This is a genomic window from Frigoribacterium sp. NPDC087798 (assembly GCF_044742985.1).
In the GTDB taxonomy this organism is placed as follows: Bacteria; Actinomycetota; Actinomycetes; order Actinomycetales; family Microbacteriaceae; genus Frigoribacterium.
Map to the genome: position 1 here is coordinate 105,480 of NZ_JBIUVP010000001.1, position 11,441 is coordinate 116,920.

Consider the following 11,441-nt stretch of genomic DNA (forward strand, 5'->3'; position numbering starts at 1 on the left):
CACCTCACGGTGGTCGGGCCTTCTCTCGTCTCGGCGGGGCCGGACCGTCAGTCGACGACCCGCCACCGCGGCAGGATCGGGTCGGATGCCTCGTCGAGCCGGCGTCGACGAGTGGAACGCCGGGTCCCGATGAAGAGGCGCGACAGCAGCAGCATCGCGAGACCGAAGAACGACACGAGGAGTTCGATCGCCCGACTCGCCACGACGGCGGGCGTCGTCCCGGTGCCGAGGTCGACGACCGCCACCATCGTTCCGGGCTCGTAGTCGGGGATGCTCGCCGTCGTACGGCCCGAGGCGTCGATGGCCCGCGTCGAGGCGACGGTTGAGACGTTGACGAGGGGACGCGCCGTCTCGATCGCCCGCAGGCGTGCGATGGCGAGCTGTTGCTCGTTCTCGTCGGTCTGCCCGGGACGGGTCCCGAAGTCGGCGTTGTTCGTCTGGCCGATGATGACCTGCGCGCCCTCGTCCATCATGTTGGTGATGAGCTGGTCGTCGACGATGTCGAAGCAGATCGAGATCCCGGCACGGAAGTCACCGAGGTCGAAGACCTCGTCCCGCGTGCCCGGCGTGTAGTCCCGCCCGATGAGGTCGATCAGGTCGGGAGCGAAGGGCCGCCAGAAGGCGCGATCGGGGACGTACTCCCCGAACGGGACCGGGTGCTTCTTGTCGTACTGGTCCGTCACCCCACCGCCCGACCAGAGCAGGGACGAGTTGTGGACGGTCTCACCGTCGTCGCTCTCGGTGATGACACCCGACACGAGGGGGGCGTCGTAGCCACGGGAGATCGCGTCGAAGACGTACTGGCCGGTGGCGTCGCGGGTGGGATCACGGTCGCTGCCTCCCTCGGGCCACACGATCATGTCGAGGGAGCGCTGGTCCTCCGGCAGCCGTGCGAGCTGGGCCTGCAAGTCGCTCATCGCGAGGACCTGGGCGTTGGTCAGGTCGCCGTACTGCCGGTCGGCGAAGTAGCCGGCGTCGCCGTCGCCCTGGACGGCGGCGATGGTGGCGGTGCCGGAGGAGTGCGTCGGCCAGTGCGGCACCGCGAGGGCGGCGACCACGACCGTGGCAGCGGCGAGCACGCGGGTCGAACCCCGGACGGTCGTCTGCAGGGCGAGCTGGATCAGTGCGGCGACGATCGCCACCATGAGGAACGACAGCCCCGAGATGCCGAGCCAGGCGACGAGACCGGCGAACGGGCTCTCGGACTGGCTCAGGGCCACGCGACCCCAGGCGAAGCCGCCGTAGGGCCAATTGCCGGCGACGAACTCGCGGAGCGTCCAGAGCCCCCCGACGACGACGGGCAGGAGGACCGTGCGGCCCAGGGTGCCGGGCCAGATGAGCGGGACCCAGCGGTACGCGAGGGTGATGAGCATCGCCCCGGCGGCGAAGAAGAGCGCCTCGAGGGTCGACAGCGCGGCCCAGGGCACGACACCGAGGAAGAGCGTCGCCCACGAGATGTGGATCAGGTAGAAGGACAGGCCCGCCACGAGGCCGACCAGGAAGGAACCGCCGAGCGACCGGCCCCGGAGGGCCACCAGCACGAACCCGATGCCGACGAAGGTCAGCGGCCAGACGTCGCCGTCCGGGAAGCCACCGTCGAGGACGGCGCCGGCACCGAGGGCGACGATCAGGGCGAGCCAGAGGGGCAGTCGGACGTCGGTCGCTCGGGAAGACACCCGGTGATTCTAGGTGGCGGCGTCTGGGAGACCGGTCGTCCTCGGCGGGCGTCCAGCCTCGTCGGGGAGGAGGGTCAGGGGCCGACCGCGGTGTAGGCCACGATGCCGCGACGGACGGCGTCGAGCGCCTGCCGGGCCGTCGGACCGACCGGCAGGTCCCCCACGACCGACAGCTGGTCGAGCAGGTCGATCGTCTGCTTCGTCCAGCGGACGAAGTCGCCGGCGGCGAGGTCGGCGTCGTCGAGCACCGAATCGAGTGCGGCACCTCGGGCCCAACGGTGCATCGCGAGGGCGAGACCCGGTGCCGGGGGCTGGCTGCCCGGAAGGTGGTGCTCGTGCTCGAGGTCGTCGAGTTCTGCCCAGAGCAGCTGAGTGGCGTCGAGCGCGGCACGGAACTCGCCGCGAGGCAGGAACCGCTCGGAGAGCTGGCCTTCGTCCCGACGGGGCTCGTACACGAGGGTGGCCGCCATGGCCGCCATGGACGGCACGTCGAGCATGTTCCACACACCGAGGCGCAGGCTCTCGGCCACGAGCAGGTCGCGATCGCCGTAGATGCGACGCAACGTGCGACCGCTCGGGGCGACGGTGACCTCGGCGTCCCGCGGGACGCGACCCGCCCCTCCTGCGTTCGTGCCCGTGGGGACGAGGTAGCCGCGGTCGAGCAGCACGTCGGTGACCCGGTCGAAGACCTTGGCGACGGCGCCGGTCCGACTGCGGATCTGCGCCGACAGTTGGTCGGTCTGTTTCTTCAGCTTGAACCAGCGCTCGGACCAGCGGGCGTGCTGTTCACGCTCCGGACAGGCGTGGCAGGGGTGCGTCCGCACCTGCTTACGCAGTTCGCCGATGCGGCGCTGACGCTTGTCGCGCTCGGCCCGCGACTGCGAGTCGGCCCGGGCCGCCCCCTGCTTCTCGAGGTCGCCGACCTCGCGACGCAGCATCGTGTACTCGCCGAAGTCGCCCAGGTGGCACGCCATCGACGCGGCGTAGCCGTCGAGCGACTGCTGCTGCGATCGCACCTTGCGGGCCAGGTCGACGACCGAGCGGTCGGCCTGGAACTGGGCGAACGACGTCTCGAGCACCTCGCGGGTGCGGGATCGTCCGAACTGCTCGATGAGGTTGACGGCCATGTTGTACGTGGGCCGGAAGCTGCTGTTCATCGGGTAGGTGCGCCGCGAGGCCAACGAGGCGACGGCCTGCGGGTCGAGACCCTGCTGCCACTGGATGAGCGAGTGGCCCTCGACGTCGATGCCCCGGCGACCGGCACGACCGGTCAACTGGGTGTACTCGCCGGGCGTGATGGGCACCCGAGCCTCGCCGTTGAACTTCTCGAGCTTCTCGAGCACGACCGTGCGGGCCGGCATGTTGATGCCGAGCGCCAGCGTCTCGGTCGCGAACACGACCTTGACGAGCTTCTTCTGGAAGAGCTCTTCGACGACTTCCTTGAAGGCCGGCAACAGGCCGGCGTGGTGGGCCGCCACACCTCGCTCGAGCCCGTCGAGCCACCGCCAGTAGCCGAGGACCGCGAGGTCTTCGTCGCGCAGGGTGCGACAACGGGCCTCGACGATCTCGCGGATCTCACGACGCTGGTCGGCGGTCGTGAGACGGATGCCCGACCTCAGCACCTGGGACACGGCCTGGTCGCAGCCGACCCGGCTGAAGACGAAGAAGATGGCGGGGAGCAGGTTCTGGTCGTCGAGCATCTCGACGATCTTCCAGCGGTCGAGGCGACCGGGACCGCCCTGCGTCGGAGGTACGACGTGGCCCCGGGGGCCGGTCCGACCCACCGAGTGGCCGTCTCGACGACCACCGCTCCGCCCGCCGCGTCGACCGAGCGAGGTCGCGCGCAGGAGCTCGGGGTTGACCCGGTTCGTCGCGGCCTGCCCCGAGGAGTCGAAGAGGTCGAGGAACTTGCCCCCGACCAGGACGTGTTGGTCGAGGGGCACGGGACGGTCCTCGGAGACGATGACCTCGGTGCTCCCCCGGACCGTCTGGAGCCAGTCGCCGAATTCTTCGGCGTTCGACACCGTGGCGCTCAACGAGATGAGCCGCACGTCGAGCGGCAGGTGGATGATGACTTCTTCCCAGACCGCGCCGCGGAACCGGTCGGCCAGGAAGTGGACCTCGTCGAGGACGACGTACCGCAGGTCGGTCAACATCTCGGACCCGGCGTAGATCATGTTGCGGAGCACCTCGGTCGTCATCACGACGATGCGCGCCCGGGAGTTCACGTTCGTGTCACCGGTGAGCAGCCCGACCTCGGACGCTCCGTACTCGGCCACGAGTTCTTGGAACTTCTGGTTGCTCAGTGCCTTCATGGGTGCGGTGTAGAACACCTTGGCCCGCGGGTCCTGCATGGCGAGGTGGATCGCGTACTCGGCCACCAGGGTCTTGCCGGCGCCGGTCGGTGCCGCGACGAGGACGCTGTCGCCCGCTTCGAGTGCGGCGCACGCGGCGAGCTGGAACGGGTCGAGCGCGAAGCCGAGACGGGACCGGAAGGCCTGGAGCTTGGGGGTCCTGTCTCGCGTCTTCGCCGCGGCGAAGCGTTCCGCGGGACTGAGGTCGGGGCTCACCGGGTCACCCCGCCGCGAGTTCGGCGTCGAGCGCGGCCGCCCGCTTCGCGACCCGGCGGTCGTGCAGCCAGGCGACGCCGGCGGCGAGGAAGAACAGCACGATCATGGGGATGGCCAGGAGGAACATCGAGAAGATGTCGGCCGACGGGGTCGCGATCGCGGTGAACAGGACGATGACGAGGATGGCGACCCGCCAGCCCTTGACGATGGCGGCGGCCGAGACGACGCCCACGAAGTTCAACAGCACCAGGAACACCGGCATGACGAAGGCGATGCCCACGGCGAGCACCAGCTTGAGGACGAAGTCGTAGTAGACCTTCGACTCGATGATCGTCGCGTCCTGGGTGTCGACGAAGCCGGTCATGACCTCGACGATGTGGGGCAGCACGTACCATCCCGCCAGGCAGCCGCCCAGGAAGAGCGGGATGGCGGTGCCGATGAAGCCGACGGCGTAGAGCTTCTCTTTGCGCACGAGGGCGGGGACGATGAAGGCCCAGACCTGGTACAGCCAGACGGGACTGGAGATGACGACCCCGACGGTGACCGCGATCTGGAGCTTGAGGTCGAAGGCGCCCGTGATGTTCGAGTAGTTGAGGGTGGTCTCACCCGTGCGTGCCGCCGCGATCGCCTCGACCGGCGACCTCAGGGCGTCGAGGACGAAGGGCGCGAGGAACCAACCGGCGACAGCGGCCAGGATGAGGGCCAGGGCGGAGATGAAGAGTCGCTTGCGCAACTCGAGCAGGTGTTGCCCGAGGGACATCTTGCCGTCGCGGCCTCGGCTGCGGCCCGTGCCCCTTCCCTGGGTGCTGTCGCCACGAGTCGTCGTCGTGGCCACGCGTCAGGACTTCGGCGGGACGTCGCGGTTCGGCGACGGGTACGAGTCGTCGACGCGGCGTGCGGTCGGACCGTCGGTGTACCGGGCGGACGAGTCGTCCGGACGACGGACGGGACGGTCGTCGAGGTCGTCGTCGACGGCCGACTCCTTCTTGTCGCTGTTGACCTCGTTCTTGAAGATGCGCATCGACTGGGCGATGCTCTTCGCGAGGGCCGGGAGCTTCGGCGCACCGAAGAGCAACAGGACGATCGCCAGGATGATGATCAGGTGCCAGCCTGAGAGCGCGTTTCCGAACATGGTGGGGTCTCCTTGCGGGGCAGGGTGACGTCCACTCTACCGTGCGGCCTCGTCTGCGGCAGGCACGGCGCAGGCGATGCACAGGGCGTGCCGCAGCCGGACGTTCAGGGAGTGACGGACGGGTCGACGTCGTAACGCTCGATCGCCCGACGCGCCCAGTCGGCCACGGCCGAGCGCGCCGACTCGGGCCCGACGACCTCGGGGTGACCCGGGAGTCCCGCCACGAGGCGACAGAGCGTGCCGAGTCGGTTGACGCGCAACCTGAGGCGCATGCGGTCGTGCGGGAGGGGTTCGGGTTCGTCGGGACCGTAGTCCGCGAGGAGCGGCGCCGCGGCGGCGTCGAGGTCGAGCACCACGACCAGGTCGTCCGGAGACCCCTCGAACAGCGTCTCGGGCAGGGTGACGTCGTCGGCCCGGTGAGCGATCGGAGTCTCGGTGAGCGCCGGGGAGGCGATCCGGTCGAGTCGGAACGTCCGGGGCGCCTCGCGCAGGTGGTCCCAGGCCCTGAGGTACCAGTCGGCGTCGACCGACTCGACCCGCAGCGGATCCACCCGCCGTCGTTCCGCGACCCCCCGGGTGCCGCGATAGTCGAACTCGAGCTGGACGCCCGCCTCGACCGCCCGGCCGACGAGCCCCAGGACCTCGTTCGTCTCGGACTGGTCGACGGCCACCTGGCTCGGTTCGCTGGACGCCCCACGCGACAGCTTGCTCATCAGTGTGGCGATGGCCGCGCGGTCCGCGTTCTCGGGCAGCGACGAGAGGTACTGCAGGCCCGCGATGAGGGCGGCCGCTTCGCGAGCGGAGAACCGTGGCGAGTCGTCGATGGCGACGAGGTTGGTCAGCACGATGACGTCGTTCTGCTCGAAGTCGTCCCACGCGATGTCGAAGAGGTCGCCGTGCTGGTACTGCGTCGTCTCGCCAGGGACGCCAGAGACGGCGATCAGCTCGACCGCACGCCGGATCTCGCCCACGCTCACGCCGAAGTGCGCGGCCGCCTCGGCCACGCTGACTCGCTCGTGGTCCATGAGCCACGGGACGAGCGACAGCAGGAAGGCGAGTTTGTCGGCGGCGTGGAGGGCGCTGCGGGGCTCAGCCACGGGCACCCCCGTCGACCGGGTCGGTGGTGTGCGCGGCGAGCACGGCCTCGAGGCGGGTGCGCACCAGGGCACGGAGACCGTCGGGTTCGACGACGGTGACCTCGGGACCGAAGGAGGCCAGCTCGTCGGCGAGCAGGTTGTCGTCGGTCCAGTGGACGAGGAGCGTGTCGGGATCGAGACGGGTCGTGCCACGGCGCTTGACGAGTCGGGTCTCGGCGTCGGACAAGGGCTCGACGCGGACGGTCGCGGTGCGATCGCGCCAGACCTGCTCGAGGTCGGCCAGGGCGCGCTCGGCCGTGGCGTCGTCGGGTCTCGTGTACGGGGTGGTGGTCAGCTGGACGGGGCCGACGACACGGGACAGGAGGAAGGTCTTGAGTGCCCCCGTGCCGACCTCGACCGCCGACACCAGCCACCGGCCCTGGTGTTGCACCAGCGCTGCCGGGGCGACCTCGCGCCGACGGGCGGACTCGTCACCGGGCTTCAGGTAGTCGAACCGGACGACGACGCCCCGGTCGAGAGCCGTCCGCAGCGGCTCGAAGGCCGCGTCGCGGGAACGGAGCCGAGGGGCGTACTCGAGCTCGGGAACGCTCGCCGCGCCGCCGAGCGAGCGCAACTTGAGGAGTGCCCGTCGGGACTCGTGCGAGAGCGACCCCTCGCGCCACACCATCGCCGCCAAGGTGAGGAGGGCGGTCTCCTCGGACGAGAACGAGATGTCCTCGGGCAGCTCGTACGCGCCCCGCGGGATGCGATAGCGGAGGGCCTGGTTGTTGCCTGCCGCCGCCGGGTCGTCGATCGTCTCGAGGGGGACGCCCAGTTCGCGGATGTCGTCCTTGTCCCGCTCGAACTGCCGCTCGAGCGCGGCGTTGTCACCCGAGCGCGAGTACCTCTGGCGGTACCCCTGGACGGTCGACAGGATCTCGGTCTTGCTCAACCCGGAGTCCGTCGCGAGCAAGGCCAACACGAGGCTGAAGAGTCGCTCTTCGACGGGGACGCGGGGGGTGCGGGCAGTGGGCACGGCGACCGGCTCAGCAGGGCCGGGTCATCGGATCGCCCCGAGCACGTCGAACACGTACACGTAGGCGGAGCCACCGCTGTCGGACGTCGCGGGGAGCACGACCATGACCTGCGAGCCGACCTGCTGGCCCACCAGGGCCGAGCGGATGTCGTCGGGGATCTGCTCGTCGCCGAGGTCGACCGGCGTCGCCGAGCCGCCGTTGGTCCAGGTCGACCCCGCGACCGTGGACGGCTGGCTCCAGGTGACGGCCGTGAACTGCACGACGGCGGAGTCGTCGGCGGTCAACGTCGGACCGTGCCCCTTGCGGACGAGGTGCACGACCTCGTCGGTGGGGGCGTCACCCGCGGGGATCGTGATGCCGGGTGCACCGTCGGGGGCGGTGACCACCGCGGGCAGGCCGTCCGCGCCGAGCTGGAGGGCCCCGTCGGCCTTCGCGAGGAACGCCCGCTTGACGTCGACGACGGCGACGTAGGCGGCGTCGGGATCGTCGTTCGGGGTCGACGCGGCGCCGTTGATCGATGCCGAGAGGTCGCTGGCCTTGACGGCGACCGCGACGCGCGACCCCACCGTGGAGCACTCCAACGCGTCGACGAGCGGGGCGAGCGTCTGCCCGCCCACCGTCAACGGGACGTTCGTCGAGCCGTCGTAGCCGCTGTCCTCGAGTTCCTGGCCCGTGCTGCCGTCGAACAGGGTGTAGTCGATGACGACCGGGGTGCCGTCGACGAGTCGCTGACCGTCGCCCTCGATGAGCGTCGAGACCTCGGTCTTCTTGGTCACGATCGGCGTCGGCACGTCGACGTCGGGCTTCGTGCCGAAGTCGCCGGTCGCGGTGACGACCGAGGCGGCGTCACCCGTGGGAGGGCAGCCGGCGGAGCCGGGGCCGGCCGTGCTCGAGCAGGCCGTCATCGAGGCGAGCAGGCCGACCGTCACGACGAGGGCGGGGATCTTGCGCACGGGGACTCATTTCGTGGAGGCGACCGGGGGGTCGGGTGGGGCGACCGGTCGGGTCGTTCGGATGCGGGGACAGCTTAGCGGGGGTGGTCGGAGCCCTCGACGATGCTCAGGCCGGGGTGGAACCGGTCGACGTGCCGTCGGCGCCGGCTCCGTCGGTGGTGCCGTCGACGGCCTCGGTCGCCGCGATCGCGGCCTCGGCCGCCGTCCGGGCCTGGCGTGCCGTCTTGCGCAGCTTCTTGTCGCTGGCCGACCGCTCGCCGAGTGCGCCGGGCGTCCAGGCCTCGACGTCGGCATCGCTGTAGTCGGACTTGGAGGGGCGTCGTTTGAGCTGCGGGAGCACCGCTCCCGGTGCCAGCCGGCGGGCGGTGAGGAGGAAGCCGGTGTGCCCGATCATGCGGTGGTCGGGGCGGACGGCGAGGCCCTCGACGTGCCAGCCGCGGACGAGCGTCTCGGACGCGTCGGGCTCGGTGAAGGCCTCGGAGGCGCGCAGGGCCTCGGCCGTGCGCGAGAGCTGTGTCGCGGTGGCGACGTAGCAGATCACCAGACCGCCCGGCTTGAGGGCGTCGGCCGTGACGTCGACGTTCTCCCACGGCGCGAGCATGTCGAGCACGACCCGGTCGACCGTCCCGTCGGGCATCGCCGCGGGCAACTCGTCGGCCAGGTCGCCGACCGTGACCGTCCAGTTCTCGGGCTCGGCACCGAAGAAGCTCGCGACGTTGCCCTCGGCGACGTCGGCGAACTCCTGTCGGCGCTCAAAGGACGCCAGGCGACCCTCGGGGCCGACGGCCCGCAGCAGCCAGAGCGACAGCGCACCCGAACCCACGCCCGCCTCGACGACCGTCGCGCCGGGGAAGATGTCGGCGAACGCCACGATCTGGGCGGCGTCCTTCGGGTAGACGATGGCCGCGCCCCGGGGCATGGACATCACGAAGTCGCTCAGCAGCGGACGGAGGGCGAGGTACTCGTCGCCCGTCGTGCTGGGGACGACGGACCCGTCGGGCAACCCGACGACGTCGTCGTGCGCGATCATGCCGCGGTGCGTGTGGAACACGGCGCCCGGGGTCAGCACGATGGTGTTCATCTTGCCCTTGGGGCCCGTGAGCTGGACCTTGTCGCCTTCGACGAAGGGGCCGGACTGGCGGCGGAACGCGGTCATGCGAGGGTGCTGCTTTCGATCGGGTCGCACCCCGAGGGGTGCAGGAGGCGCGGCGTGCGCACCGGGGTCAGGAGTCGGAGGTCGCCTGGTCGCGGACGGCACGGCCGGCCCGGTGCAACGCGCGGAGGTCGTCGACCGTGGTGCCGACGAGGGTGTCGCGGCGGATGTAGGGGCCGTCGTCGGCGAGCGGTGCGTGGTGCTCGACGCCGATCGCGACGGTGCCGGCGGCCACGGCCGAGGCCAGGCCGGGGGTGCTGTCCTCGATGGCGATGCAGTCGGCGGGGTCGACTCCCAGCAGGGCGGCACCCCGCAGGTAGGCCTCGGGGTGCGGCTTGGCGTGTTCGACGTCGTCGCCGGCGACGATCGCGTCGAAGGCCTCGAACTCGATGGCGTCGACCATGAACTGGGCCATGCGGCGGATGGACATGGTGACCAGGGCGGTCGGGACGCCTTCTCGCCGGAGCTCGGCGAGGAGTTCCTTCGCCCCGGGACGCCACGGGATCTCGACCGCGGCCCGCTCGAGGACCGCGGTGGTCAGGCGGTCGATGATCTCGTCCTCGGTAAGGTCGACCCCGTGGGACTGCAGGACCCGGGCGGACTGCCACAGGCCGCTCCCGATCATGGCGTCGCCGTCCTCGCGGCTCCAGGTGCCGCCGAACGACTCGACCAGTTCGACCTGGCAGAGGAACCAGTACGGTTCGGTGTCGACGAGGGTTCCGTCCATGTCCCACAGGACGGCGGCAGGCAGGGTTTCGGTCACGGCGGACCAGTCTACCGGGCCTGGTCGACGTGGCCTCCCGGCCCGCGCCTCCTGGTGGCGGTCACGGTCTATCGTGGAGGGTCAAGCGCCGGACGCCCTTCCGGCACGGTGAGGACTCAGGTTGACGAACACGTCGGATTTCGCTGCGGGACGCCTGCTGGTGGTCGCCTTCGAGGGCTGGAACGACGCCGGCGAGGCCGCCAGCGGCGTCGCGCGCAGCCTGGTCGAGACCCTCTCGCTCGAACCGGTGGCCGAACTCGACGGCGAACGGTACATCGACTACCAGTTCAACCGCCCGCAGGTGGGGCTCGACGACGACGGGGTGCGAACCCTCGTGTGGCCGCGCATCCAGCTGCACGCGGCCGCCGACGCCGCGACGGTCCTCCCCCGCGACCCGTCGTCGCCCACCACCGAGGTGCTCGTGCTGCTCGGCGCCGAACCGTCGCGGAGCTGGCGCGGTTTCGCCGCCGAGATCGTCGACCTGATCGACGTGCACGACGTCACGGGCGTGGTGTTCCTCGGAGCCATGCTCGCCGACGTCCCCCACACGCGGCCCATCTCGGTCTTCGTCAGCAGCGAGAACGAGGCCGTCCGCGACGAGTACACCCTCGAGCGCAGCACCTACGAGGGACCGGTGGGCATCTTGTCGGTCCTCGCCGACGCCGTCGAGGCCGCGGGCGTGCCGACCCTGTCGATCTGGGCCTCCGTCCCCCACTACGTCCACAACGCCCCGTCGCCCAAGGCGACGCTCGCGCTCATCGAGAAGCTCGACGAGCTCTCGGGCGTGACGATCCCCCGCGGCGAGCTCGCCGCCGAGTCGACGGCCTGGGAGTCCGGCATCGACGCCCTCGCCGCCGACGACGAGGACATGGCGGGTTACATCGAGCAGCTCGAGCAGGCCCGCGACACGGTGGACAGCCCCGAGGCGAGCGGTGAGGCCATCGCGCAGGAGTTCGAACGGTACCTCCGTCGGCGCGACGGCAAGGGCGGGGACGGACGACCGGACGACCCGCGGTACCCCCCGGTCCCCTGACCGGTCCGCCGGCGACCCGTCAGGAGGGGCGGGGTGGGGCCCGATACG

The 11,441-nt window shown here is 70.8% G+C and carries 10 protein-coding genes; 1 reads left to right on the forward strand and 9 read right to left on the reverse strand.

The annotated features are described in order from the left end of the window. Positions 1-47: 47 nt before the first annotated feature. The 9 genes from lnt to ACIOSR_RS00585 all read right to left on the reverse strand — a co-directional run bounded on the left by lnt (position 48) and on the right by ACIOSR_RS00585 (position 10,360). On the reverse strand, positions 48-1,676 hold the full coding sequence (gene lnt, locus ACIOSR_RS00545) for an apolipoprotein N-acyltransferase (protein ID WP_402751596.1): 1,629 nt from the start codon (positions 1,674-1,676) through the stop codon (positions 48-50). Between the two features lie 74 nt (positions 1,677-1,750). Then, the gene (locus ACIOSR_RS00550) at positions 1,751-4,246 is read right to left on the reverse strand and encodes a DEAD/DEAH box helicase (RefSeq protein WP_402751597.1); all 2,496 of its coding nucleotides are present in this window, start codon (positions 4,244-4,246) and stop codon (positions 1,751-1,753) included. Between the two features lie 4 nt (positions 4,247-4,250). Continuing rightward, positions 4,251-5,006 (reverse strand): twin-arginine translocase subunit TatC, encoded by a 756-nt coding sequence (gene tatC / locus ACIOSR_RS00555; protein WP_056047397.1) that lies wholly within the window; start codon positions 5,004-5,006, stop codon positions 4,251-4,253. Positions 5,007-5,084: 78 nt separating this feature from the next. Next, positions 5,085-5,378: a twin-arginine translocase TatA/TatE family subunit gene (tatA, locus tag ACIOSR_RS00560; protein WP_159826684.1), complete on the reverse strand. Its 294-nt coding sequence runs from the start codon at positions 5,376-5,378 to the stop codon at positions 5,085-5,087. A gap of 104 nt (positions 5,379-5,482) precedes the next feature. Beyond that, positions 5,483-6,475 carry a helix-turn-helix transcriptional regulator gene (locus ACIOSR_RS00565; RefSeq protein ID WP_402751598.1) on the reverse strand — a complete coding sequence of 331 codons (993 nt, stop codon included), beginning with the start codon at positions 6,473-6,475 and terminating at the stop codon, positions 5,483-5,485. After that, complete coding sequence (locus ACIOSR_RS00570) at positions 6,468-7,490, reverse strand: helix-turn-helix transcriptional regulator (protein ID WP_402751599.1); 1,023 nt, start codon at positions 7,488-7,490, stop codon at positions 6,468-6,470. Before ACIOSR_RS00570 ends, ACIOSR_RS00565 begins: the two co-directional genes overlap by 8 nt. A gap of 24 nt (positions 7,491-7,514) precedes the next feature. Further along, positions 7,515-8,444 (reverse strand): hypothetical protein, encoded by a 930-nt coding sequence (locus ACIOSR_RS00575; protein WP_056045089.1) that lies wholly within the window; start codon positions 8,442-8,444, stop codon positions 7,515-7,517. Positions 8,445-8,550: 106 nt separating this feature from the next. Continuing rightward, complete coding sequence (locus tag ACIOSR_RS00580; RefSeq protein ID WP_056045090.1) at positions 8,551-9,600, reverse strand: tRNA (adenine-N1)-methyltransferase; 1,050 nt, start codon at positions 9,598-9,600, stop codon at positions 8,551-8,553. Between the two features lie 67 nt (positions 9,601-9,667). Continuing rightward, positions 9,668-10,360, reverse strand: coding sequence for an HAD family phosphatase (locus ACIOSR_RS00585; RefSeq protein WP_233568315.1), 693 nt, complete (start codon positions 10,358-10,360; stop codon positions 9,668-9,670). Positions 10,361-10,481: 121 nt separating this feature from the next. Between ACIOSR_RS00585 and ACIOSR_RS00590 the strand changes: the two genes are divergently transcribed. Continuing rightward, positions 10,482-11,393: a proteasome assembly chaperone family protein gene (locus tag ACIOSR_RS00590; protein WP_056045092.1), complete on the forward strand. Its 912-nt coding sequence runs from the start codon at positions 10,482-10,484 to the stop codon at positions 11,391-11,393. The last annotated feature ends 48 nt before the right edge of the window (positions 11,394-11,441 follow it).

Excerpts from the sequence above, each read along its gene's own strand:
- tatC (WP_056047397.1), bottom strand. The coding sequence starts at position 5,006 with ATGTCCCTCGGGCAACACCTGCTCGAGTTGCGCAAGCGACTCTTCATC.
- tatA (WP_159826684.1), bottom strand. The coding sequence starts at position 5,378 with ATGTTCGGAAACGCGCTCTCAGGCTGGCACCTGATCATCATCCTGGCG.
- ACIOSR_RS00580 (WP_056045090.1), bottom strand. The coding sequence starts at position 9,600 with ATGACCGCGTTCCGCCGCCAGTCCGGCCCCTTCGTCGAAGGCGACAAG.